The 24,878-nt window shown below is 67.8% G+C and carries 20 protein-coding genes and 1 pseudogene; 8 read left to right on the forward strand and 13 right to left on the reverse strand.

All coding sequences use genetic code 11. From position 1 onward, the window contains the following. Window positions 1-490: 490 nt before the first annotated feature. Complete coding sequence (locus AACH06_RS27035) at window positions 491-922, reverse strand: SRPBCC family protein (RefSeq protein ID WP_341428930.1); 432 nt, start codon at window positions 920-922, stop codon at window positions 491-493. A 217-nt stretch (window positions 923-1,139) separates the two neighbouring features. Between AACH06_RS27035 and AACH06_RS27040 the strand changes: the two genes are divergently transcribed. Beyond that, window positions 1,140-1,727: a hypothetical protein gene (locus tag AACH06_RS27040; RefSeq protein WP_341428931.1), complete on the forward strand. Its 588-nt coding sequence runs from the start codon at window positions 1,140-1,142 to the stop codon at window positions 1,725-1,727. 299 nt (window positions 1,728-2,026) lie between these two features. Here AACH06_RS27040 and AACH06_RS27045 read toward each other — a convergent pair whose 3' ends face one another. Beyond that, window positions 2,027-2,173, reverse strand: coding sequence for a hypothetical protein (locus AACH06_RS27045; protein WP_341428932.1), 147 nt, complete (start codon window positions 2,171-2,173; stop codon window positions 2,027-2,029). 35 nt (window positions 2,174-2,208) lie between these two features. After that, a complete protein-coding gene (locus AACH06_RS27050) occupies window positions 2,209-3,060 on the reverse strand; it encodes a LysR family transcriptional regulator (RefSeq protein ID WP_341428933.1) in 852 nt (283 codons plus the stop codon). A 96-nt stretch (window positions 3,061-3,156) separates the two neighbouring features. On the opposite strand from AACH06_RS27050, the gene AACH06_RS27055 reads away from it, so the two are divergent. Continuing rightward, a complete protein-coding gene (locus AACH06_RS27055) occupies window positions 3,157-3,573 on the forward strand; it encodes a tautomerase family protein (protein WP_341428934.1) in 417 nt (138 codons plus the stop codon). A 28-nt stretch (window positions 3,574-3,601) separates the two neighbouring features. On the opposite strand, the gene AACH06_RS27060 is transcribed toward AACH06_RS27055, so the two are convergent. The 9 genes and pseudogenes from AACH06_RS27060 to AACH06_RS27100 all read right to left on the reverse strand — a co-directional run bounded on the left by AACH06_RS27060 (window position 3,602) and on the right by AACH06_RS27100 (window position 15,606). Then, window positions 3,602-4,660, reverse strand: a complete 1,059-nt coding sequence (locus AACH06_RS27060; protein ID WP_341428935.1) for a hypothetical protein — start codon at window positions 4,658-4,660, stop codon at window positions 3,602-3,604. A 228-nt stretch (window positions 4,661-4,888) separates the two neighbouring features. Next, window positions 4,889-5,431 (reverse strand): chemotaxis protein CheW, encoded by a 543-nt coding sequence (locus AACH06_RS27065; protein WP_341428936.1) that lies wholly within the window; start codon window positions 5,429-5,431, stop codon window positions 4,889-4,891. Window positions 5,432-5,545: 114 nt separating this feature from the next. Then, a complete protein-coding gene (locus AACH06_RS27070) occupies window positions 5,546-7,588 on the reverse strand; it encodes a methyl-accepting chemotaxis protein (RefSeq protein WP_341428937.1) in 2,043 nt (680 codons plus the stop codon). 119 nt (window positions 7,589-7,707) lie between these two features. After that, window positions 7,708-9,507, reverse strand: a complete 1,800-nt coding sequence (locus tag AACH06_RS27075; RefSeq protein ID WP_341428938.1) for a methyl-accepting chemotaxis protein — start codon at window positions 9,505-9,507, stop codon at window positions 7,708-7,710. 30 nt (window positions 9,508-9,537) lie between these two features. Then, window positions 9,538-11,106, reverse strand: coding sequence for a methyl-accepting chemotaxis protein (locus tag AACH06_RS27080; RefSeq protein WP_341428939.1), 1,569 nt, complete (start codon window positions 11,104-11,106; stop codon window positions 9,538-9,540). A gap of 64 nt (window positions 11,107-11,170) precedes the next feature. Further along, window positions 11,171-12,091 (reverse strand): annotated as a pseudogene (locus AACH06_RS27085) (methyl-accepting chemotaxis protein); the annotation flags it as partial. Between the two features lie 443 nt (window positions 12,092-12,534). Then, window positions 12,535-14,664 (reverse strand): chemotaxis protein CheA, encoded by a 2,130-nt coding sequence (locus tag AACH06_RS27090; RefSeq protein ID WP_341428940.1) that lies wholly within the window; start codon window positions 14,662-14,664, stop codon window positions 12,535-12,537. Window positions 14,665-14,733: 69 nt separating this feature from the next. Beyond that, entirely contained in the window at window positions 14,734-15,096 is a 363-nt protein-coding gene (locus AACH06_RS27095; RefSeq protein WP_341428941.1) for a response regulator, read from the reverse strand. A gap of 54 nt (window positions 15,097-15,150) precedes the next feature. Then, window positions 15,151-15,606, reverse strand: a complete 456-nt coding sequence (locus AACH06_RS27100) for a hypothetical protein (protein WP_341428942.1) — start codon at window positions 15,604-15,606, stop codon at window positions 15,151-15,153. Window positions 15,607-15,797: 191 nt separating this feature from the next. Between AACH06_RS27100 and AACH06_RS27105 the strand changes: the two genes are divergently transcribed. The 3 genes from AACH06_RS27105 to AACH06_RS27115 all read left to right on the forward strand — a co-directional run bounded on the left by AACH06_RS27105 (window position 15,798) and on the right by AACH06_RS27115 (window position 18,026). Beyond that, complete coding sequence (locus AACH06_RS27105; protein WP_341428943.1) at window positions 15,798-16,955, forward strand: hybrid sensor histidine kinase/response regulator; 1,158 nt, start codon at window positions 15,798-15,800, stop codon at window positions 16,953-16,955. Next, window positions 16,952-17,587 (forward strand): response regulator, encoded by a 636-nt coding sequence (locus tag AACH06_RS27110; RefSeq protein WP_341428944.1) that lies wholly within the window; start codon window positions 16,952-16,954, stop codon window positions 17,585-17,587. The genes AACH06_RS27105 and AACH06_RS27110 overlap by 4 nt, the downstream gene beginning before the upstream one ends. A gap of 199 nt (window positions 17,588-17,786) precedes the next feature. Further along, complete coding sequence (locus tag AACH06_RS27115; RefSeq protein ID WP_341428945.1) at window positions 17,787-18,026, forward strand: hypothetical protein; 240 nt, start codon at window positions 17,787-17,789, stop codon at window positions 18,024-18,026. 56 nt (window positions 18,027-18,082) lie between these two features. On the opposite strand, the gene AACH06_RS27120 is transcribed toward AACH06_RS27115, so the two are convergent. Next, window positions 18,083-18,640, reverse strand: coding sequence for an ECF-type sigma factor (locus AACH06_RS27120; RefSeq protein WP_341428946.1), 558 nt, complete (start codon window positions 18,638-18,640; stop codon window positions 18,083-18,085). A gap of 416 nt (window positions 18,641-19,056) precedes the next feature. On the opposite strand from AACH06_RS27120, the gene AACH06_RS27125 reads away from it, so the two are divergent. The 3 genes from AACH06_RS27125 to AACH06_RS27135 are packed head-to-tail and all read left to right on the forward strand — an operon-like array spanning window position 19,057 to window position 24,874. Continuing rightward, the gene (locus tag AACH06_RS27125) at window positions 19,057-22,047 is read left to right on the forward strand and encodes a serine/threonine-protein kinase (protein WP_341428947.1); all 2,991 of its coding nucleotides are present in this window, start codon (window positions 19,057-19,059) and stop codon (window positions 22,045-22,047) included. 5 nt (window positions 22,048-22,052) lie between these two features. Further along, window positions 22,053-23,930, forward strand: coding sequence for a TonB-dependent receptor plug domain-containing protein (locus tag AACH06_RS27130; RefSeq protein WP_341428948.1), 1,878 nt, complete (start codon window positions 22,053-22,055; stop codon window positions 23,928-23,930). Between the two features lie 8 nt (window positions 23,931-23,938). Next, window positions 23,939-24,874 (forward strand): hypothetical protein, encoded by a 936-nt coding sequence (locus AACH06_RS27135; protein ID WP_341428949.1) that lies wholly within the window; start codon window positions 23,939-23,941, stop codon window positions 24,872-24,874. Window positions 24,875-24,878: the final 4 nt, after the last annotated feature.

Genomic DNA, 24,878 nt, shown 5'->3' on the forward strand with positions numbered 1-24,878 from the left:
GTTCCCGAAGGGTTGCCACCAGAACCAGCCGCCCGCGGCGTTGCAAAGCCTCGCCGGGGCCGCACCCCGGCTTCGTTTTACGCCTTGCGCTCGACCGGTTCTGGTGGCAACGCATCGGGCTTGCATAGTGTGAACACGCCCTAGAGGCTGAGAGTCTTTCGCCGATGCCCGCCTTGACCCCCCAAACGGCCCGGCTCTTCGTTGCAAATGCTCGCCATAGCCCGAGCTATGGCTGTGCTTTGCGCCTCGATCCGGGGCGCCTGGGGGCCCCTTTCGGGCACCGCCGAAGAACTCTCAGCCTCTGAGTCCGCATCAGGCGGCCACTCCCAGGACGAACCGCGCGATGAGAAGCGCCAGCCCCAAGGGCGCGACCAGCGGCAACATCACCAGGGCGCCGCGCGCCGTTGATGGATGCCGTGCACCCCGGCGACCGAAGGCGCGACACCGCCCACCCACAGCACCAGGTCGCAACGGTCCTCGCTACGTCGTATCAGCCGCCGCGCCAGTCGCCGCCTGCGGTCGTCGCGGCTGCTGCTTCCAGCGTGCGCTGCATCGCCTTCAAGCCGTGTTCGATCATCCCTGCGACGGCGGGCGCCATCTCGTGTGGCAGCAGGTCGGCGATCCAGACGACGCGGCTGCGGCTTTCGCCTTCGTCGAAGACCTGCGCCGAAGCGCTGTGGTGTGTCAGTCGTTCGCCGGTGGCAGACCAGGCGACGCGCCGCTGCTCGTCGCACACATCGAGGATCCGTTCGCTGACCTGCAGGCCGTTGGAGAAGCGCACGAGGCGCGTTGCGCCTTCGAGCTTGCAGTCGGTGACGAAGCCTTGGGCCAGGCGCGTGTGCAAGGCGCCCACGTCGCGCAGCGCATCCCACACATCGGCGGGCGCAGCGTCGATGCCGATTTGCCTGTGAATCGAAGCCATGTTCTTGTCCTCGGTTCGGTGTTGGAACAGGGCCTCAGCTTAGGTGGGAGGTCGCAGCCTGTCATGCCGTTTTCGGACCTGTGCATCGCTTGGGCGTCACCCCGCGTTGGCTCAACAAATCACCAGATTGCGCGCGACCCGTGAAGAACTCTGCGCCCTCCAATAGAGGTGCCCGCCGATAATCCGCCGCTTTAGAACAATCGTGGTGGAGGGATCCATGCAGCAATATTCCGCGTTCGCACGTCGATCGGCCGCCGCCCTGGTGGCCGGACTGGCCGCCTTCTCAGCGACGGCCGAGGAAGAGGCCCAGCATCCGCTGCGGGGTGCCTACATCATCGGTGGCCTGGGTGAGTCGCACTACGTCTCCGATCCCGGCTTCCTGCTGTGCCGTTGCCGCCAAGACCGCTCGATGGCGTTCAAGCTGGGTGGTGGCTACCGTTTCGGCGTCACGTCGCTCGAGGCCTGGTACATCGACTACGGCGATGCGACCTTCGGCGCCGACTCGTTGGGCGGCAAGGGCAACGCGCACATCCGCACCATGGCCATCGGTCCGGCGTGGACCGCGCGTTTCGGCGAATCGGTCGAGATGACCTGGCGCCTGGGCGTGGCCGGCGTCGGCGTGTCCAGCGAAGGGCAGAAGACCCACTACGAGACCAGCGTCATGTACGGCACGGCCGTTGGCTATCGGCTCAACCAGTCGGTCACGCTCGAGCTCGGGGTCGACTACGTCCTGGGCGGGCAGGACAGCCGGGGCACCGGCGTGGACGTGATGTCGTTTGGCCTGGCCACGCGCTATCGATTCTGAAATCGAGGGCGGCAGCGCCCTCGCGCTGTCCCCCGGCGCGTTGCCGTCGCATGCGGCGACATTCCGCGAATCGGCTTGAGGCGCGCTGCGAAGCAGGGGTTGCTGATCACCACCTCGCTGGTGGGCTTGCCCTTGCTGGCATTCGCGGGGCATGACCTCTTCGCCTTCCAAAGCGGGCGAGACGAGATCCTTGCCATCACGCGACATAGGCGGACGAAGCGCCTGAGCGCCTGGCGCGCTGGCGCGCCAGGCTGATCAGCCAGGTGTCCGGCCATGCGCCGTAGCGTGCAGGCCTATCATCAGCGCCGCTGCCGCGCGTAGCTCGCCGTCAGCATCTCCCACCGGTGCACATCGGGCTGGTTCCAGTAGATGCCGCGGCCGCCGAGGCGGTGCTCACCTGCATGTCCATCGGCCCGAACACGTTCACCCAGTAGGGGCGTAGGCATCGCGATGCGGCCTCGCGTACCGCAGGGTGATCGCGTTAAGTCGCGCCCGCTGTCGCCCAACCCTTTAAGCGCTTGGCGACTCGTGCCATCGGTGGCTGTGCCAGCGCATGGAAGCCCAGCCGCCCGGGCGAGGGCCAACGCTTGGCGTCGGTGGCCGAAAGCACCACGAGATCTGGCGGCACGGCGGACACGTTCAGGCACCCGATGCCCCACCCTGCGCGCAGCGCCGTGACCACCGCCTGGCTGCCGCTGCATGCCAGGCGCACGTCGTGCGCGACGCCTCGCCGCGCCAGGGCCGCAAGCGCCATGTCCCGCACGGGGCATGAGTCGGCCAGCAGCACCAGCGGCAATGGCCTGTTGGGCGATGCGTGGAAGCCCGGCGCGGCCACCCACACGAGTGATTCGCGCGCGACGAGCAACGCATCGGCCGGCGGCGTGGTGGCGCTGACGATGGCGAGGTCCAGGGCGCCTTCCTTCCACTGGCGCTGCAGTTCACCGGACCGCGACCACGTCACCTCGAGCCGCGCGCCGTCGGCCTGCTCCTCCAGCAACGCCAGCAGCCCCTTGAGCCGAGCAGGCATGAAGTACTCGCTCAGGCCGATACGCCACAGGCCACGTTCGACGGGAGGCTGAAGGGCCTGCAGCGCGGCTTGCTGCAGGTCGAGCAGCTCGCGGGCATAGGGCAGGAAGCGCTGGCCTTCCTCGGTCAACTGCAGGCGTCGGGTGGTGCGCTCGACCAGCCTCGCGCCCAAGGTCGATTCGAGCTGCTTGAGCTGCAGGCTGAGGGCCGAAGGGCTGCGATGCACGCGGGTGGCGGCACGCGCAAGCGCGCCGTGCTCGGCGATCGCGACGAAGCTGTGCAACCAGTTCGGATCCAGGTGATTCATCAGGATATCTCGTGAATCGAAAGAAAAAGATTCGCTTCGCGAACGATTGTCGCCTGCCTAGCATGGCGGCGTCATCACCTGAACAGGAAGACCTTCATGCCCTACCTGCACATCCAGATTTCCGGCCCGCCCGACGACGCGCTGGCGCAGCGCGTGGCCTCGGTGGCGTCCGAATTGACCCATCGCCTGCTCGCCAAGGACCCGGCGCTCACCGCGGTGGCCATCGACTTCGTGCCGGCATCTCAGTGGTTCATCGCCGGGCAGCGCCTGGGCGCCGGGCTGCCGCGCAGCTACCACTGGACGGTGAGCATCACCGACGAAACCAACACCAAGGCCGAGAAGGCGCGCTACCTCGCGGCGGTGCATCAGGCGATGGATGAGTTGCTTGGCGGGGCGGCCGAGCACTCGTACACCCATGTCGTCGATGCCCGGGCCTCGGCCTACGGCTATGGCGGCCGAACACAGGAATGGCGCTACCAGCACTCGGCGCCGGTGATGCCGACGCCCGTTTGAGCGGCACCTTGGGTCCGCAGGGGGGTGTTCAGCGCCCGATCGGCGTGGCCTTGAAGGCGCGCTGTTGGCCGAGGTAGTCGCCTTCGCCCACGATGACGCCGTGGTTGTTGACGCCGCGGGCGCTGAGGTTCGTCCACGATGGCCCGCTGGCGTCCAGGTGCGTCGTCAGCAGCTGGCACTGGCCGTTCTGGATCAGGGCCGTGCGGCGGTTCTGCCGGCTTCCGTACACGCCCACCACCAGGTCGTCGGTGGTCACGCCGACCGGCTCGATCGCCCGCTTGCCCTCGCACAAGGGCAACTCGTGCATCACCGAGCCGTCATGGAGGAAAGTTCGCGAGCTGCCATCGGCCAGCGAAGACGAGCCCGCCACATGACCCAGCTCGCTGATCGCCGAGCCGTAGGAGTTCAGGCCTCCCAGCGTGCCCAACGAGGTCATCGTTCCGTTGTGCCAGATGAAGGCCCGCCTTGAGCCATCTGCCTGCTCCGAGCTGCCGGCCACTTGACCAGCGTCGTTGAGGTCGCTGGAATAGGTGTGAGTGCCGCCCAGCGTGGGCAGCACGGACAAGGTGCCCTGTTGCCAGACCACCGGGGCGTCGATGGCCACACCCTGGCGGGAACAATGCAGGTGAAAGAGGACGTCGCCCGGGCCATTGAGTCCGCCGGGGGAGGTGTAGTCGAGGGGCTTGAACGCGTCGCAGCCCGCCAGCGTCCCCAGATCCACCAGGGTACCGTCCGCCAGCCACAGCGCGCCCTGCACGGATTGGTGGTCCAGGTGGTTGCCGGTCACCTCGCCCGCATCGTTCACGTCGATACGGCCGCTGCCCGCGCTTTGCGAACCGTCCATGACCACTGGCTTCCCGCCGTGCGGGGCGAGGAACGTGGCGGTCGTTTTGGACCCGCTCAGTCGGCCGTAGCCTGCGATGTTGCCGTTGTCGCTGATGGCATAAGCGGACGTCGGAACGATGCCGTTGCCCTTGGGAACCAGTTCAATGCGGTAGGTGGGTGCCGCCGCCGCCGCCGCCGCCGTGGCAACGGCAGCCAGCACGAAGGCGGCGAGTTTGAACGATGGTGAAGTGATTTGGCGCATGTTCGGCGCTCCCCAACGAATGAAGGAGCACGGATGCTAGGTCAATTGACTCCCCAAATTGGTCCCGCAGTGCGTTAAATTAATAGGTTAGGATCTGATGCCAAAGCGTTCCCCTGACCGAGGCAACGGGGCGATGGAGGGTGATGACGCTGACAAGTCTCGAAGGCTTGGCCGAAACGAAAATGGCCCCGCGATGCGGGGCCTTTGGGCGGCGATAGCCGGTGAGGCTCAGGCGGCCTGCACGTTCTCGATCAGGCCCATGTCGGCGGCGCTCATGAGCGCGGTGATGTCCATCAGGATGAGCATGCGCTCGCCCACATTGGCGATGCCGGTGATGAAGCTCATGTCGACCTGGCTGTTCATGCCCGGGGCCGGCTTGACCTGGTCGGTCGACAGTTCCAGCACGTCCGAGACCGAATCCACCACGGCGCCGACCACGCGGCCCATGATGTTCAGCACGATGACGACGGTGAAGGCGTTGAAATCGGCGGTGTTGCAGCCGAGCTTCACGCGCAGGTCGATGATCGGCACGATCACGCCGCGCAGGTTCACCACGCCTTTGAGGAAGTTCGGCGAGTTGGCGATGCGGGTCGGCTGCTCATAGGAGCGGATTTCCTGCACACGCAGGATGTCGATCCCGTACTCCTCGCCACCGAGGCGGAAGGTCAGGTACTCGCCATGGGTGGCCGCCGCAGCAGCGCCCTTGGCGCCCTTGGCTGCCCGTGCGGCTTCGTGCTTGGCCACCTGCTTGGCTTCGGTGATCATGTCCATGTGTCGGGGTCCTTTGGGGTAGAAGGTGCAGTTGGCACGCAAGGCCACTTGGGAAGGTTATCGGCGGTTGCGCGACTCGATGTAGGGCGGAATTGGCAACGGGCGTGAAACAGGTCAGAAACTCTCCCAGTCGCTGTCGCCACCGCGGGCCGGCGGCGGCGCCGAGGGGCTGGCCGCCGGCCGCGCCGTGCGAGATGAAGCGGCCTGGATGACCTCGTGGGCCACCCGCTCGTGGGCGGTGGTGGCGACGGCAGAGGGCGCCGCGGCGGGGCTTTTCGAGGTCGCTGATCGGGCGCCGGCAGCGCTGGCGGAGCGCGGCGCCTGCGCAGAGGGGCTGGAATGGTGAGGTGTCGAGTCGTCCAGCCGGAACACCGAGACCACCTCCGACAGCCGCGAGGCTTGCTGTCGCATGCTGTCGGCCGCCGCAGCGGATTGTTCAACCAGCGCGGCGTTCTGCTGGGTCATCTGGTCGAGCTGGGTGACGGCCTGGTTGACCTGCCCGATGCCGTCGCGCTGTTCCGAGGCGGCCGCGGCGATCTCGCCGATGATGTCGTTCACACGTCGGACCTCGGCGACGATCTCGCCCATGGCGGTGCCGGCGTCTTGCACCAGCGCGGAGCCACTTTGCACCCGCTCGACGCTGGCGCCGATCAGGCTCTTGATTTCCTTGGCGGCGTCGGCCGAGCGTTGCGCCAGTGAGCGCACCTCGCCGGCCACCACCGCAAAGCCCCGGCCTTGCTCGCCGGCGCGGGCGGCTTCGACCGCGGCGTTCAAGGCCAGGATGTTCGTCTGGAAGGCAATGCCATCGATCACGCCGATGATGTCGGCGATCTTCTTCGAACTGTTGCTGATGTCGTCCATCGTCGAGACGACCTGCGCCACCACCGCGCCACCCTTGGCGGCCGACGCGGACGCCGAATTGGCGAGTTGGTTGGCGGTGCTGGCCGAGTCTGCGGTCTGCTTCACGGTGCCGGTCAACTGCTCCATCGACGAGGCGGTTTCCTGCAGGCTGCTGGCGGCTTGCTCGGTGCGGGCGCTCAGATCCTGGTTGCCGGCGGCGATTTCAGTGCTGGCGCAGGTGATGCTCTCGGTGGCCGCGCGCACCTGTTTCAGGATGGCGGCGATCTTCTCGGTGAAGGTGTTGAACGCGGCGGCGATCTGGGCGATCTCGTCGTTGCCGTGCACGGGCAGCCGTCGCGTCAGATCGCCACTGCCGGCACCGATCTCGTCCATGGCGTCGCGAACGCGGGCCAGGCCGCTGAGCATGGTGCCCACCAGCCAGGCCACGATGACACCCGCCCCGACCAGCACCAGCACCAACGTGAGGCCCGCGGCGCGCAGCACCGAGCTGAGCGAGCCCAGGGCTTCGCCGCGCTGGGCGGCGGTGACCAGCGTCCAAGGCGTGCCGGCCACTGGGGCGGCGCGCAGCAGGTAGTCCTGCCCGCCGATGTCGGCGTCGACCCAGTTGCCGTTCTCGGCGAGGGCCTGCCTGATCGATTCCGCATTCAGGGCCGCCGAGAGTTCTGACACCGGCTTCAGCGATCGGGCCGCATCGGGGTGGGCCACGATCTTCTGATCCGTGTCGACCAGAAAGGCGAAGCCGCTGGCGGTCGGCTTGATCGATTCCACCGTCTTGACCACGCCATCGAGGTACACGTCGGAGGCCACCACGGCCTGCGTGCTGCCGCCTTGCTTGACCGCCAGCGCGAAGGTGACCACCAGTCGCTTGGTGGCCGCATCCGCATAGGGCGCGGTGAGAACGGTGCTGTCAGACGAGGCCGCCTGCTGGTACCAGGGGCGCGCCGTCGGGTCGTAACCCTCGGGCAGTTGCTGCGGGGTGGAGAAGACGACACGCTTGTCGGCGTAGCCCACGTAGGCGGTGTCGATGCGGCCGGACTTCACCGCCTGCTGCAAAGCCGGGATGGGTTCGGGCTGCGCCGCAGCGGGTACCAGCGCCTCGACGATGTCCTTCTGGGTGCGCACCCAGGCGGCGATCGTGCCAGCGTGGGCGCGGGCCAGGGCATCGAGCGAGCGGGTGACGTCTTCGCTGGTGTGCTTGCGCACGGTGACGTAGTTGGCCGAGGTGGCGAGCGCGAGCGTCACGACGACGATCGCGAAGGTCAGCCCGATCAGACGGTTCTTGATGCTGTGGAACATGGTCTTGGAGCTCGCGAGGGGAATGGGTGGGATGCTCTATGGCGAATCGGCTCAAGGCGGCGTGAAAACGCCGGCGAAGGGGCCGGCGTTGGAGGTGCGTTCTGGGCGTGCCCGGGCGGTCAGAAGGCCGTCCAGTCGCCGTCGTCGCCACCGGCCGTGGCGGGCGTCGACGGGGCGGGGGCCGGCGAGGGGGCCGCTGCGGCGGGCGTGCTTTTCGGCGTGCTGGCAGTGGTTGCCTTGGGCGCGCTGCTGCTCGCCGGGCGCGTCGCGCCGGGGGCGGTCGCCGGGCGTGCTGCCGCCGCGGACGGCTTGTACGTCGCGGCATGGCTCAACGAGGGCGATGCGGCGTCGCCGCCGGTCAGTGAACCGGTGTCGTCCAGTCGGAAGGTGGCCACCACCTGCATCAGGCGCGAGGCTTGTTCCTTCAGGCTCTCGGCGGCGGCGGCTGATTCTTCGACCAGTGCGGCGTTCTGCTGCGTCATCTGGTCGAGCTGATTGACGGCCGAGTTGACCTGGCCGATGCCTTGGCTCTGTTCGCTGGAGGCGGCGGTGATCTCGCCGATGATGTCGTTCACGCGGCGCACCGAGCCGACGATCTCGGTCATCGTGGAGCCGGCTTCCTGCACCTGGCGGGCACCGTTTTCGACACGATCCACCGAAGAGCCGATCAGGCTCTTGATTTCCTTGGCCGCCTCGGCACTGCGCTGGGCCAGCGTGCGAACTTCGCCCGCCACCACCGCGAAGCCGCGGCCCTGCTCGCCAGCGCGGGCGGCTTCCACCGCCGCGTTCAGCGCCAGGATGTTCGTCTGGAAGGCGATGCCGTCGATCACGCCGGTGATGTCGGCGATCTTGCGCGAGCTGGCATTGATTTCGTCCATGGTCTTGACGACTTGGGCGACGACCTTGCCGCCGCGCTCGGCCACCTGGCTGGCCGATGAGGCGAGCTGTGTGGCCTGCGAGGCCGAATCGGCGCTGTGGCGGACGTTGCTGGTCAGCTCTTGCAGCGAGGCCGCGGTCTCTTGCAGGTTGCTGGCCGCGTGTTCGGTGCGTTGGCTCAAGTCGAGGTTGCCGGTGGCCACCTCGGCACTGGCGGTGGAGATGCTGTCGGCGCTGGCGCGAACCTGGCCGACGATGTCACGCAGCGATTGCTGCATCTCGCCCAGTGCGCGCACAAAGGCGGAGATCTCGTCCTTGCCGGTGTCTGAGATGTTCTCCGACAGATCGCCCCGGGCGATGCGCTGGGCGCAGGCGGTAGCGGCCGTCAGCGGTTTGGCGATCGAGCGTGACACCAGCCACATCAGCCCGAAGAACACACCCAAGACCACCAGCGCCGCCACCAGGCGGACGTTGCTCTGGATCGTGCCGACCCGCTTGGTCTCGTCACGCTCGGCTGCGATGCGTTCTTCGGTTTCTTTCACCATCGCGGCGAAGGAGGTGCGGGCCTTTTCCAGTTCTGGCAGAGAGCGCTGGGCGTAGGCATAGCCGGCGGTCATGTCCAGGCGGGCTTCCACCACCTGCTGCAGGATCGGGCCCAGCTCCTTCGCGTAGGCGTTCAGCCCCGCCAGGCCCTCTTCCAGGTGCTTGGCGCGCTCGGCGTCGTCGGTCTTGGCCGACAGCAGCTCTTTGGTGGCCGCCACTTCCTTGTCCCAGCGGCCCTTGTGGTCGGCCGCCTCGTTGGGGTTGTTGCCGTTGAGCAAGACCGACTGTTCATGACGCTGGATGCGGTCGAACGCGGCCAGGATGGCGCCGGTGTCGCGGCTCACTGAAGCCTGCGCATCGAGCAGTTCGTCGGCCTGAGACTGCAGACTCTTGTAACTGATGCTCGCCCAGATGCCCAGCGCCATGATCAGCACGCTCACGACGAGCATGCCGCCCAAGAGCCGGTGGCGGATCGAAATGCTTCGAAGGTAGGTTTCCATGGGGGGCTCGCTGACTGCTCAAGGATTCGGTTAGTGCACGGCCGTGTCGCTCAGGTGGAAGCGGGCAACCAGGCCATTGAGAACGCTCGCCTGGCCTTTGAGGCTTTCGGCGGCGGCCGCGGACTGCTCGACCAGCGCGGCGTTCTGTTGTGTCATCTGGTCCAGGTGCGTCACGGCCGAATTGATCTGGCCGATGCCCTGGCTCTGTTCCGTGGACGCGGAGTTGATTTCCCTGATGATGTCGTTGACGCGTTGGACCGACGTGACGATCTCGTTCATCGTCGCGCCTGCGTCCTGCACCTGCCGGCTGCCCGAGTCGACCTTCTCGACCGAGGCGCTGATCAGTGTCTTGATTTCCTTCGCCGCTTCGGCGCTGCGCTGTGCGAGCGAGCGCACTTCGCCAGCCACCACCGCGAAGCCGCGGCCTTGCTCGCCAGCACGGGCGGCTTCGACCGCCGCGTTCAGCGCCAGGATGTTGGTCTGGAAGGCGATGCCGTCGATCACGCCGATGATGTCACCGATCTTGCGCGAGGCATGGTTGATCTCGTCCATGGTGTTCACCACCTGCGCGACCGCTTCGCCGCCGCGCTGCGCGACCGAGGTGGCCGACTGGGCCATTTCGCTGGCCTGGGTGGCGGCCTCGGCGCTGTGGCGAACGGTGCCCGTCAACTGCTCCATCGAGCTGGCGGTCTGCTGCAGGTTGCTGGCGGCCTGCTCGGTGCGGTGAGACAGGTCGGCGTTGCCCGAGGCCACTTCGTTGGAGGCGGTGTGGATGCTCTCGGACGCCTGGCGGACTTGGCCGACCAGGCCCGACAGTGACTGCTGCATGTGCGCCAAGGCGCGCAAAAGGTCTGCGGTCTCGTCCTTGCCATCCGCATCAATGCGGTGGGTCAGGTCGCCCTCGGCGATCGCCATCGCCACTTCCCGGGCGTGCGTGATCGGCCGGGTGATCGACACCGAGTTCAACAGTGTCAGGGGCACCACCAACGCCACCACCAGGCACAACACACCGACAAAGACAGCGAAGGTGTTGCGCAGCGATGCGGTGAACTCGGCCTGCGTTCTTTCCGCCTCGTCTTTGACGATCTTCTCGATCTCGTTCACGCCGGCTTCGACCTTGCCAACATGCTCTTTGGCCTTCGCCAGCATCTTGTCAGCCGTGCGGGCGTTGTCGTAGGCGCCGTTCTGAATCTGTTCCAGCACCTTTTGGGTGGAAGCGGCGTAGGCGTCCAGTTCGGCGATGCCTGCGCGGGCGATGGGGTTGTCTTCGTCTTCTTCGCCTTCCAGCAGCCCGCCGAGAGCTTGCTTGGTGTTCGCGATGGCCTTGGCCCACAACTCACGGTGCTTGAGGACGGCGACGCCGTCTTCATAATCGATCACCATGTTCTTCTCGTGCTGGCGCACTTCGCCGAGCGTATTGCGGATCTCACCCACCGTGCGCACCTCATGCACCGAGTGGTCCATGAAGCCTTTGTTGAGCGCCGCCATGTGGCGGCCACCCAGCAGCCCCGTGATGCCTACCAGCGCGAAGAGTGCGAGCACCATGCCGATGGCACCCTGCATACGAAACTTGATGGAAAAGGCTCTCATCCAGTTCATGCTCTGACTCCGTCCTGCTCTTGTGTCCAGATGACCTGTGGGGGCGCGCTGGAAGGGTGTGGGCTCAGAAGGTTTCCCAGTCGCCGCTCTCGACCGCGGCGGCCGGCATGGGCGCGGGTGCGGGTGCGGCCGCCGGCTTGGGCGCCGCCGGGGCAGCCGCCTTGGGCTTGGACGCCGAGGTGCTCACCGACGACACGGCCGGGCGAGGTGCCGGGGCGCTGCTGGCAGGACGGGGCGAGGCGGCGGCTTGGCGGACTTCATGGCCGCTGCCGACACGGAAGTTCGATACCACGCTGGCCAGCCTGTTGGCTTGTTCCTTCAGGCTCTCGGCCGCAGCGGCCGATTGCTCGACGAGCGCGGCATTCTGCTGCGTCATCTGATCCAGCTGGACCACGGCACCATTGACCTGGCCGATGCCCGCGCTTTGCTCGCTGGCCGCGGCGCTGATCTCGCCGATGATGTCCGACACGCGCTGGACGCTGGAGACGATCTCGTTCATCGTGGCGCCGGCATCCTGCACGAGGCGAGTGCCCGATTCGACACGGTCGACGCTGGCCCCGATCAAGGTCTTGATTTCGCGTGCCGCTTCGGCCGAGCGACCCGCCAGCGAGCGCACTTCACCCGCCACCACCGCAAAGCCGCGGCCTTGTTCTCCGGCACGCGCGGCTTCCACAGCGGCGTTCAGGGCGAGGATGTTGGTCTGGAAGGCGATGCCGTCGATCACGCCGATGATGTCGGCGATCTTCTTCGAGCTGGCGTTGATCTCGTCCATGGTGGTCACGACTTGCGAGACCACTTCACCGCCGCGGCGTGCCACCTGCGTGGCCGAGCTGGCGAGCTGGTTGGCCTGGCTGGCGGCGTCGGCGCTCTGGCGCACGGTGCCGTTGAGCTGGCTCATCGAGCTGGCGGCCTGCTGCAGGTTGCTGGCGGTCTGCTCCGTGCGTTGCGACAGGTCCTGGTTGCCGCTGGCGATTTCGGTGGCAGCCACGGTCACGCTGTCGGCGCCGGTGCGGATCGCACTGATCGAGCGGCGCAGTTCCACCTGCAGGGCCTGCAGCGCATTGAGCACCGCGGAAGAGTCAGAATTTCCGCCTTCGATGACGATGTCGACCGACAGGTCGCCTTCGGCCAGGCGTCGGGCGTGGGCGGTGAACATGGTCAGGAACTGGCGCAGCACCGTCATGCCGGTGAAGAACAGCACCACCGCGAGACCGGTGAAGAACAGGCTGCTGCCGATGATGGCGCCGCTGGACCAGCCGGAGTTCAGGCCAATCACGACACAGGCCTGGCTCGCGACGAGCGTGCCCAGGGTCAGCATCGAGCGCTGCTTGGTGGAAAGGAAGGTGAGCATGGAGGATCCGTCAGAAGAAGAGTCGTCGAGGGCCGTGGCGGCGAACCTGCGTCAGGCGTGTTCGCCGCGGCGCGATGTCAGTGGCGGCTGTGGCGCACGAGGGCACCCACATCGAGGATCAGTGCGACGCGGCCGTCGCCCATGATCGTGGCGCCGGAGACGTCCTGCACCTTGCGGTAGTTGGCTTCGAGGTTCTTGACCACGACCTGCTGTTGGCCCAGCAGCTCGTCGACCAGCAGGGCGACACGGCCACCTTCGGCTTCGACGACGACCATGATGTTTGACACGTTCTCGAAGTCGAACCGCGGCACGTCGAAGACCTTCTCGAGGTCGATGACGGGCATGAACTCGTCGCGCACTTCGACCACGCGGCCGGAGTTGCCGATCGTCTTGATCATGGCTTGGTCGACCTGGAAGGACTCGACCACCGACGACAGCGGGAGGATGTAGCACTCATCGCCTACGCCGATCGACATGCCGTCCATGATGGCCAGGGTCAGCGGCAGGCGAACCTTGACGCTCATGCCGTAGCCCTCGGCGGAATCGATCTCGACGGTGCCACCCAGCTGGGTGATGTTCTTCTTGACCACGTCCATGCCGACACCACGGCCTGAGACGTCGGTCACTTGCTCGGCCGTCGAGAAGCCGGGGGCAAAGATCAGGTTGTAGACCTCGGAGTCGGTCATCGAATCGGGGGCGTCGATGCCGCGTTCGCGGGCCTTGTTGAGCAGCTTCTGGCGATTCAGGCCGCGGCCGTCGTCGCGCACTTCGATGACGATCGAGCCGCCTTGGTGCGATGCCACCAGGGTGATCGTGCCGTGCTCGGCCTTGCCCTTGGCGAGGCGGTCGGCGGGCAGCTCGATGCCGTGGTCGCACGAGTTGCGCACCAGGTGGGTCAGCGGATCGGTGATCTTCTCGACCAGGCCCTTGTCCAATTCGGTGGCTTCGCCCTGGGTGACCAGCTCGACTTTCTTGCCCAGTTTGGCGGCGAGGTCGCGCAGCATCCGCGGGAAGCGGTTGAACACCATCGACATCGGAATCATCCGGATCGACATCACCGCTTCTTGCAGGTCGCGGGTGTTGCGCTCCAGGTCGGCGAGGCCGGACAGCAGCTGCTGGTTCAGCGCCGCGTCCACGCCCTTGCTGTTCTGCGCCAGCATGGCCTGGGTGATGACCAGTTCGCCCACCAGGTTGATGAGCTGGTCGACCTTTTCCACCGAGACGCGCAGCGTCGTCGAATCCGGGCCGGCGGCGGCAGCGCGCGCTTCGGCGCGGCCGGCCGGCTTGGCCACCGGCGCAGCGGGTGCGGCAGCAGGCGCAGCGGCGGCGGCTTCCGGGGCGGCGGCCGGCGTTTCAGAGGCTTGGGTCGGCGAGCCGGGGGCGTCGTCAAAGAAGCCGTAGCCCAGCTCCGCCGGCGCTTCTTCCTTCGGCGCTTCGGGGCGCTCCGGGAAGAAGCCATAGCCCGCGTCCATCGGCTCCAGGCGCATCAGCTCGCGAGCGATGTGGAAGGTGAACAGGTCCAGCAGGTCGTTGTCGCTGGAGGTCGTCACGATCTTGAAGCGGCGCATGCCGTCGGCGCTCTGGCCGTTGGACAGCGCCTCGATCGTGCCGAGGTTGGTGATTTCTTTGAACAGATCGAACAGGCCGTCCGCCGTGGCCGGGTTCTCCAGCGGGCCGACGGTCAGTGCGATGGCGCGTGCGATCACGCCGTTCTTCGGCATCGCGGAAGCCGCCGGGGCCGGAGCCGCTGCGGCAGCCGGCGCGGGAGCCGGTGTCGGTGCGCTGCCGCCCTCGGCCAGCGCACGGATGTGAGCGACGAGCTCGCGGGTGTCGACGGCGTCGCCGCCCGAACCCTGGTGACGCGCCAGCAGGGCCTTGAGCGCGTCGCCCGAGGCGAGCAGCACATCGACCATCTGCGGGTTGGGTTGCAGCTCATGGCGACGCAGCTTGTCCAGCAGCGTTTCCATGTGGTGCGTGAGTTCTGCCACGTCGGAGAAGCCGAATGTCGCCGCCCCGCCCTTGACGGAGTGCGCGCATCGGAAGATGGCGTTCAACTCTTCGTCGTCGGCCGCCTCGACATCCAGTTCCAGGAGCTTTTGCTCCATGTTCTCGAGGTTCTCGCCGGCTTCCTCGAAGAAGACTTGATAGAACTGGCTGAGGTCGATGCCATCACCCAGGCTGCTGCTGCTTTCGCTCATTTCGGCCATCGCTGGCTCCTCAACTTTGTGGTCGCGTCGGATTGACTTGTCTTGCCCTTCCAGGAGGTCAGTCGCGCCTTAGCGAATGACCTTGCCGATCACTTCGATCAGCTTGGCGGGGTCGAAGGGCTTCACCAGCCAGCCGGTGGCACCGGCGGCACGTCCAGCCTGCTTCATCTGGTCGCTGGACTCGGTGGTCAGGATCAGGATCGGCGTCGACTTGAACTTGGGGTTCTCGCGCAGCTTCTTGGTCAGGCTGATGCCATCCATGCGGGGCATGTTCTGGTCGGTCAGGACCAGGTTGAAGTCACGCGTACCGGCCTTTTCCCAGGCGTCTTGGCCGTCTACGGCCTCGACGACGTTGAAACCGGCGTTTTTGAGGGTGAACGCCACCATTTGGCGCATCGAGGGCGAATCGTCCACGGCAAGAATCGAGTGCATCGCTTTTCTCCGAAAAATCTGGAAGGGCTGGGGGCGGGGGCTGTGAAAGGGGGGTTAGAACAGCTCGATGGAACCGGCGTCCATCTCGTCCTGGGTGACCGGGTTGGGTCGTCCAGGGCCGTCCTCGACGATGGCGGAACCGTCCTCATCGTCTTCGCCCATCGCATCCCGGGCGATTCGGTCGGCACAGGAGCGCAATCGCTTCTGCGTGTGGGCGATCAGCTGGATCGCCATGTCATGAAACTGCAGCGCGGTGATCGCGCCCGCGAGGTTTTGCATCGCACCTTGCATCGCTTCGGTGCCCAAGGCGGCCTCCGCGCTCTGCATCAGGCCCTGCAACTGGGTGGAGGCCCCGTAAAAGTGGCCGGACAGCGTTTCGCTGGCGTCATCCAGCAGGCGCTGCAGCCGCTCCAGGTCGTTGCTGGCCACCATCAGGTGGTCCTGCAAGTCCGCCGCTGCCAGCAAGGGCAGTCCGGGGCTGTCCGGTACGGGGCTATCTGAATTCAGCATCGTGGCTCCGCGGTGCTCTTCGTGGGTCCGGGTCGGCCGTTGCCGGCTTGCTCGGAAGTTGTCAGGGATTTTTCGGCAGTGCCGGGCTCCTTATTGACCCGATCACCGGGTCAAAAGCGGGCCTAATTCCGTCAAAGACGACACAGCCGGGTCTCCTACCTGCCGCCAGACGGCTGCGCGATACTCGACCCATGAAGGGCGATATCGGCGCGAACACGCCAAGCCGTAGCCTGCGCGTGCTGCACATCGAAGATTCGGAACTCGATCACGAGTTAGCGATGGCTCACCTGCGCCGCGGGGGGGCCGAGGTGTCGGCGCGGCGGGTCGACAGCGAGCTGGCGTTCCGCGCGGCCTTGCGCGAGCGCTGGGACGTGATCCTGTCGGACTTCAACATTCCCGGCTTCTCCGGCCTGCATGCGCTGGACATCCTGCGCGACAGTGGCGTGCAGGTGCCGTTCATCCTGGTGTCGGGCGAAATCGGCGAGGACGTGGCGGTCCAGGCCATGCGCAATGGCGCGGCCGACTATCTATTAAAGGCGAACCTCGCCCGGCTGGCGCCAGCCACCGAGCATGCGATCGACGCGTTCGAGACCTTGCGGGCCCGGCAGCGGGCCGATCGCGAGCTGGCGGCCTCTCGGCAACGGCTGTCGGAGCTGGCCCAGCACTTGCAGACGAGCGTGGAGATGGAGCGTGCGGCGATCGCCCGCGAGATCCACGACGACGTGGGCGGCTCGCTCTCGGCGCTCAAGTTCGACCTGGCCTGGATGGCCCGCCATGCGACCACGCCTGAATTGAAGGCCCGCCTGGACAGCGCCATGGAAATGGTGACGCACGCGCTGGAGGCCAGCCAGCGGATCATGCACAACCTGCGCCCAGCGATCCTGGAGCAGGGGCTGGTCGCGGCGCTGCAGTGGCTGGCCAACCGCTTCGAGCGCCGCACGGGCGTGGTGTGCAGCTTCCGCACCAGCCACGACAATCCCCAGCTGCCTGCCGGTGTGCCCTTGGTGGCTTATCGGACAGCGCAGGAAGCGCTCACCAACATCAGCAAACATGCCCAGGCGAGCCGCGTCAGCATCGACCTGTCGCTGGCGCAGGGGGTGTTGTCGCTGGAGGTCAGCGACAACGGTCGCGGCCTGTCGGATGCCGACTTGGCGAAGGCCCGCAGCTTCGGCATCCGCGGCTTGCACGAGCGGGCCTCCACCGTCGGAGGGTGGGTTGACTTGTCCAGCAGCCCGGCCGGCACGACCCTGATACTCTCCATCCCGTTGGGACACCACGCCAGCGGCCCGTCAGAGGCCACGCATCCTGACGAATCGGAACACGACCCGTCTGTGTGGGGAGAGCTATGACAAAAGTGATCGTGTGCGACGACCACGCCTTGATCCGGCGCGGCATCCGCGACACCTTGTCCGATGCGCCTGATCTGGAAGTGATCGGCGAGGCCGGCGATTACGGTGAGCTGCGCGCCCTGATGCGCAAAGACACCTGCGATGTCCTGGTGCTGGACATCAACATGCCCGGTCGCAGCGGGCTGGATGTGCTGCATGTGCTGAAAGACGAGGGCTCCACCGTCAAGGTGCTCGTGGTCAGCATGTACCCCGAAGACCAGTACGCGATCCGGGCGCTGCGCGCTGGGGCCTTCGGTTACGTGAACAAGGGTGGCGATCCGCACCTGCTGGTGCAGGCGGTGCGCACCGTGGCGCAGGGGCGCAAATATGTCACGCCCGAGATTGCGCAGATGCTGGTCGAGAGCCTGACGACGCCGGAGGTCGTCAATGCGCACGAGAAGCTCTCCGACCGTGAATTGCAGACCTTGGTGATGATCGCGTCCGGCAAGCGCCTGGCCGACATCGCCAACGAGCTGACCCTGTCGCCCAAGACGGTCAGCGTGTACCGGGCCCGGGTGCTCGAAAAACTCGGTCTGGCCAACAACTCCGAGCTGACGGTCTACGCCATCCGCAACGGGCTCGTGGGCGAATAGGCGTGTCGCGGCTTAGGGCCGCGCCAGCGTGAATTTGTCGCACCTGGCGGGGCGACCCGGCGAGCCCCCCTACTTTGGATGTCGTCGCAGCGGCGCGGTTCGCGTCTGCTTGGACAAGCGCCCGCTGTGGCCGACGGGTCGACCCCGACGGCGGCGAGCGCCCATGAGACAAGCCACGCAACCAAGCAAAAGGGTCACCATGCAAGTTGACGACACCATCCATGAACTCGAACTGGCGGTCAAGCTGGCTTCGCTCGATCTGATCGAGTTCACCGAGCGAAGCGGTTTCCTGCTGGAAATGCCCGCCGGCAGCGACCAGCCGCCGCACTACGTCGTCGTGGGCACGGCATCGGAGATCGGATGGTTGCTCAACGCTCACGCCGCCAAGAAGGCCCCCGCCGACACGGCCGTGGCGTCCACCGCCGACCGCTGCCACTGACCGGGGGCCCCGGCCGGCCCCAGCCCCGGCCGTTGGGGGCCGGGGCTCGGCGGTGCTCAGGACTTGAGCATCGCCAGCAACAGCAGGCGGGCCTTTTCCCAGTCGCGGCCGATGGTGCGCTTGTTCAGATCCAGTGCCTCGGCTATCTCGGCATCTGAATAGCCACCGAAATACCGCATCTCGACGACCCTGGCCAGCCGCGGCTCGACCTCTTCGAGCGCCAGCAGCGCATCGTTGATCCGCAGGATTTCGCTCTCACCCGCGGGCAGGTTGTCCTGCAGCAGCGTGTTCAGCGTCAACTCGGCCATGCCACCCCCTCGGCGCTCGGCCTGGCGCTCGCGCACCGTGTCGACGATCACCGAGCGCATTACCCGCGACGCGTAGGCGAAGAAGGCGCGGCGATCTTCCAGTCGCAACTGGTCGGCGGAGAGAAACCTCAAGTAAGACTCGTGCACCAGTGCGGTCGTGTCGAGCACGGTGTTGCGCCCACCTCCGAGCAGCCGTGCGCGGGCCAGCTTGCGCAGCTCGGGGTAGGCGGCGGCGAACAACTCTTCGCGTCCCGGCGGGCTGTCAGAGGCCATGCGCTGGATCAGAACGGTCAGGGTCGTCGTCATCGGCCACCTCCCATGGCGCGGGTCTTGTGCGGCCCGTCGGACATGCGTCGCGTGGACAGGCGCTGAGTCGAGTCCGGATTCTGCCGTCGGGCCCGGCGGCGGGCATGGGCCGATCGTGGGGGGTGTTGAGTCCGAGCCGATGTCGCTTTCGGGGCGCCCAATCCGTCTGGTCGGGTATCAGGACAGAAGGAGTCCCCGCTGAGCAACCCGATCACCCGGTTGTGACGAATCCTGAGGGGTCGCTCCGGGCAGGCCCGCCCACCCGCGCGTGGCCTGCCACTGAGTTAAGGTGATCGAGTGTCTGGGCCGTGTGCGTCGTGATCCGGCGTGCGGGCGAACCATGAATCCAAACTGTCGAGGGGGCCGCCGATGAATTCGGGCGGCATGGCGATCGTGCAATCCGGGGAGATGTGTCTGTGGCCCTCAGCGCCGCTGAGCTGAGCCGGCTGAGCGACCTGCTCGAGCAGGCGCTGACCCTGTCGCCAGGCGAGCGGCAGGCGTGGCTGGCCGCCTTGCCCCCGGCGGATCGACCGCTGCAGGGCGCGCTGCGCGACATGTTCGATGCGCAAGCCCAGGCGTCGCCGTTCCTCGAGACGTTGCCGCGGGTGGAGAGTCCGCTGGGCCCCGAAGCCGGAGAGCCGCAACCCGGTGACACGGTGGGCAGCTACCGGCTGGTGCGTCTGGTGGCGCGAGGCGGCATGGGCAGCGTCTGGCTGGCCGATCGGGTCGATGGCGCACTGCACCGGCGGGTGGCCTTGAAGCTGCCCCACCTGGCCTGGGGTGCGGGCCTGGCCGAGCGCATGCGCCGCGAGCGCGACATCGGCGCCCGGCTCGAGCACCCGCACATCGCCCGGCTCTACGACGCGGGCATCGACCACCGCGGCCACCCCTTCCTCGCCTTCGAGTTCATCGACGGCGTGGCCATCGACCTGTGGTGCCGCAGCCGCCAGTTGCCCACCCGCGCGCGGCTGAAGCTGTTCCTGCAGGTGGCCCAGGCGGTGGCCTATGCCCATGCCCGGCTGGTGGTGCACCGCGACCTGAAGCCCTCGAACGTGCTGGTCTCCTCCGACGGCCAGGTGCACCTGCTGGACTTCGGCATCGCCAAGCTGCTGCACGAAGGCCCCGAGGACGCCAACGCCACGCTGCGCCTGGGCGCGGCGATGACACCGCACTACGCCTCGCCCGAGCAGTTGCTGGGCGAGCCGGTCACCGTGGCCTCGGACGTCTATTCACTCGGCGTGCTGCTCTACGAGCTGCTGACCGGCGAGCGGCCTCATGCGCCCGACGGTGCACGCGGCGGGGCCGGCGGTGGGCCACTGCCGCTCGCTGCCTGGCAACGGGCGGTGCAGCACGAGCCGCCGCTGGCCAGCCAGCGGGTGGCCGACCGGCTGCTGGTGCGGGGCTTGCGCGGCGATGTCGATGCCATCCTCGCCAAGGCGCTGCGTCGTTCGCCCGAGCAGCGCTACGCCACCGTCGACGCGTTGGCCGACGACATCCAGCGCCACCTCGCCGGCGAGCCCGTGCGGGCGCAGCCCGAGCGTGCCGGGCAGCGTTGGCGGGCGATGTTGAAGCGCTCGCGTGCCAGCATCGCGCTGGGTACGACGGCGGTGCTGGCGGTGGCGGTGGCTGCGGTGCTGTCGCTCAGCCAGATGCAGCGCGCCAATGATGCGGCGGCGCGCGCCAGTGCGGTGAAGGATTTCGTGCTCGACACCTTCCGCATCGAAACCGCCGGTGACCCGACCGGGATCGAGCTGCGCGGCACGCCGCGTGAGCTGCTGCTGCAACGCGGTGCCCGCCTGATCGATGTGCGCTTTGACGGTCAGCCCACTCTGCAAGCCGAGCTGCACGGAGTGGTCAGCAATCTGTTCGACGAGATGGCCAACTTCGAGCTGGCCGAGCTGCACGCCGCGCGGCGACTGGAAGTGCTGTCGCACAGTGGGGCGCCTTCTGCCGACAAGGCGGTGGCCGCCATGGCCGTGTCGCAAGCCTTGCTCAAGCTGGGGCGTGCGGGCCAGGCTGAAGAGCCGGCGGCGCAGGCCATCGGCTGGGCCGACGGCGAGCCGCGCCTGTCGGTGATGGCGCGATTGCAGATGGCCGCCTCGCTGGCGGCCCAGTCCAAGACCGAGGCGCTGGCCGGTGAGCTGGATCGAATCGATGCCGAGCTGGCGCGCGAAACGTCCCCGGCCACCATCGAGCGGGCCCTGGCTTGGGGGGCACGGGCCAGCCTCTTGGCCCTGAAGGGGCAGGGTCCTCAGGCCATCGAGCAGGCGAACCGGGCGGTGACCTTGGCGGCCTCGATCGAAGGCGCGGCCTCGCCCCGCGTGCTCAACCTGCGATGGGCGCAGTGGCGGCTGTTGATGGAGTTCCGCCAGGTCGACCGGGCGCGTGAACTCGGCGCATCGATCGTGGCCGACCTGCGCCAGCTCGGCGGTCCGAAGGACGGCACCGCCGCATTCGCCGAGATCTACACCACCGCCTTCCTGTTCGCGGACGATCCCGAGCATCGCCTGTCGTTCGATGCCGCCGAAGCCATCGTGCTGGCCGATCGGGACATCGTGAGACAGCACGGCTGCCGCGGCATTGCCGACGCCGATGCCTGGAGCGACTACCTGCTCGGCAGCCTCTACGCCGCCTGGCACGACTTCGAGCGAGCCGAGCCATTGCTGAGCCAATCGCTCGCCCGCATCGCGCCCGTCGGCGACGAGCTGACGCTGATTCCTTATGCGTCGCGCGCGCTCGCCTGGGCCTGGACCGTGCGCGGCGAGCACGCGCGGGGCGACGCCTTGCTGCAAAGCCAGATGGGCCTGATGGCCCGGCGCGGCAGCCCGCTGGCGCGCTCGGCACGTGCCACGCTCGCATTGAGCCAATCGATGCAGGGGCGGCACCGCGCCGCGATCGAGCTGATCGAATCCGCCTTGCCGGTCGCCGGCGTGGCCCAGGGCAAAGCCGCGGAGACGGCGTCTTCTCAGCCGCTGCCCGCGATGCCGCCTGAACTGGCGCTGTGGCGTACGGCGGTCTGGCTCGGGAACGGCGATGCTGACCAGGCGCTGGCCAGCTTGCCGCCCGCCGCTCAGCTGGCTTCGTTGCCGGAGGGCGATGGCGGTTGGGCGGGTGAGGCGGCGTGCGTCGCGGGGCGCCACCGCGAAGGCCTGGCCGCGCTCGACGCTTACTTGCAGCGCGAGGCGCCGCGTCGCTCGCCCGCCAGCCCCTTCATCGCGCGGGCCCGGGCGGTGCAGGGGCTGTGCGCGCTTCGTGCGGGCGACCGGAAGCTGGCGCAGGCACTGGCCCGACAATCGCGCGCGGCGCTGCCACCCCCATCGGTCGTCAGCCCTTACTTCCTACAACCCCTGGACAAGCTGGAGGGGGCGCTCGGCACGGCCTCGACAGTCCGGGTCGCCCGGAAATGAACGCGATGCCTTGCTTGATGAGTCGCCTGTCGGCCGGGCTGGTCCTGGCCGGCCTGTTGACGCTCTCCACCGCGCAGGCCGCCGACGGGCCGGTCGATGCGCTGGACGTGGCCGGTGGCGAAGCGCCGGTCCTCACCTCGACCCACATGCCGCAACCCGTGCGCGACATCCCGGCGAGCGTCACCATCCTGTCGGCCGACATGCTGGCGCTGTACGGCTTCCAGGGGCTGGCCGAATCGATGCGCCTGGTCGCGGGGGCGTCGCCCGACCGCCTCGCCGGAGCGAACTACAGCCTGCCGGTGGCGGGCCGGCGTGCCACCGGGCCGATCCGCGTGACGCTGCTGGTGGACGGCATCGAGGTGGGCGGCGCGGTGCTGTCCGAGGACGACGATTGGAACGACCTGCCGGTGGCCCTGAGCGATGTCGAGCGCATCGAGGTCTCCACCGGCGCTGGCGCGGCCGGCTACGGGCGGGCGTCGAAAGTGGCGGTCGTCAACTTCGTGACGAAGCACCCGGCAGACGTGGAGCGTGGCTATGGCGCGATCTCGCTCGGATCGTTCGAATCGGTGCGCGCCATGGTGCGAGGGGGCTGGAGCTTTGGTCCGGCGTCGGTTCGGTTGACGGTGCAGCATCGCCAGCGCGAGGCCATCGACGACCGCCGTGCCTTCACGCCCGGCGACGATGCGGTGGGCGTGGACCGGGTGACGATGCGTACCGCGCTGGCGGTGGCAGAAGGTTCGAACCTGTCCTTCGATGCCGCGTTCCTGAACTCTCGCTACGAGGGTGAGCCCGAGGCAGCGAGGCCGCTGGGCCCACGGGATCTGCGCAACGGCTACGCGGCGCTGCTGTGGACGCAATCCTTGAACCCCGAGAACGACGTGAGCGTGCGTCTGGAGCAGTGGGCCAACACCTCGCGCGAGTTTCCGGTGGCCTGCGACGCGGCGCGCCAACTGTGCCCGCCCGACGATGTGAACATCGAACGACGCACGAAGTTCGAGATTCAGGACGTGCAGCGCCTGTCCGAGCATTGGCGCGTCAGTGCGGGGCTCGGCTTTCGCCAGGCGGTGGTTCGCCTGCGCGAGACCGACGAGGCCCGCTGGTCGGCCCGCTACCGGCGCGTCTTTGGCTCGGTGGATTGGACGCCCACCCCGTCGTGGTCGGTCGGCGCGGGCTGGTCGGCCGACGAGGCCGACAGCGACAACCACGACCGCACCTGGAACCTGGGCGCCAACTGGCATCTGAGCGAGACGCAGACCTTGCGTTGGGCCTTTTCGCGGGGCGATTGGGCTTCGGATCAGGCGCTGCGCATCGGCACGAGCGGCGCGCTGACCAGCCAGGAGCGGATGCGATCGACCGAGCTGGGCTACCGGCTGGAGTCTCCCGCCCGGGGGGCATCGGTCCAGGGGCGCCTCTTCTGGTCAAAGGTCGACGGGCGTGTGTGGCGGCCACGATTGGAGAGCGATTCGCCAGCGAACGGCGAGTTCTACGGCGTCGAGCTGCGGGCGGCGGGAGACCTGTCCGACAACTGGTCGGGTTTTGTCAGCGCCACCGTGTTGACCGAAGGTGACCATTCGGGTGCCCAGGACGACCACCGGGCTCGCCCATGGTTGGGCGCTGCTGGCGTGGCCGTGAACCTGGGGGAAGGCTGGCGTGGGTCGCTGGGCTACTACGCATCGTCTCGTTTCGGGTCGTCCACCCAGAACGCCGGCCGCACGGCGATCACCGCCACGCGCGACTTCCGCTGGTCGGACTGGCGATGGCAGCTGGTGCTCAACGCGCGCCTGGCCGACCACCTGCGCGCCCGGGCCGGCGATGGCTCGAGCGACACGCCCCACACGGCGACGGCGTGGACCTTCTTCGCGTCGCTGGCCGCGGCGTTCTGACGCCAGAGATGAGCGCCACCCCCGCCTTCGCCCTTTCGCGACCGATGATGAGTCGACGGGCTGCGCTGCGCGCGCTGGCGGCGGTGTGCGGCTCGTCGATGGTGGCGGAGGCGGCGCGGGCGGCGGGCGCTGAGTTGCGTGTGCTCGTCACCACCTCGGGCGACGCGGCGGTGCCCATCCACACCGCGCTGACGCGGCGCTTCCCCGCGGCACAGATCTCGGATGACCTGAAGGCGCTGACGGCTCGCGGCGGCCCGGCGATGTACCTCGCCATCGGCCCGGGGGCACTGGAAGCGGCGTTGAACGCCGATGTGGCCGGCCCTTTGGTGTCCGCGTTTGTCTCGTCGGCGGCGTATCTGCGCCTGGTCGCGGCGGCGCCCCGGCGGACCAGGCCGGTCACCGCGGTGTTTGCAGAGGCCGCGCCTGCGGCGCAGATGCAGTTGATACGGCGCCTGTATCGGCGCAAAGTGGTGGTCGGCGTGCTGCTCAGTGCCGCCACGCGGCACCTGCAGGCGCAGATCGAGCGCGCGGCCAACGCCGCCGAACTGGCCGTGTCTTTCGAGCTGGTCGAGCCGGGCGCCAGCCCGGTCCGCGCGCTGTCGGCGCTCACGTCGGCCACCGTGCTGCTGGCCGTGCCCGATCCGGACCTTTACAACGCCCAGGTCGCACGGGCGGTGCTGGAGTCGTCCTATCGTCGTCGGCAGGGCGTCATCGGTTTTTCGAAGGCGATGGTCGGCGCCGGCACGCTGGCCGCCGCGTACGCGACCATCGAAGACGTGGTGGCGCAGCTGGGTGACGTGGTCGATGCGCTCGCGTCTGGCGCTGCGGCGATTGAACCGCAGTACCCGGTGTACTGGCGCGTCGCCATCAACGACAACGTGGCCCGCTCGCTTGACATGGTGGTCGATCCCGCCGTGCGCGGCTTGGGGCACTTTCCGGGCTGAGCGG

The sequence above is a fragment of the Ideonella lacteola genome (assembly GCF_038066555.1).
Taxonomy (GTDB): domain Bacteria; phylum Pseudomonadota; class Gammaproteobacteria; order Burkholderiales; family Burkholderiaceae_C; genus Ideonella; species Ideonella lacteola.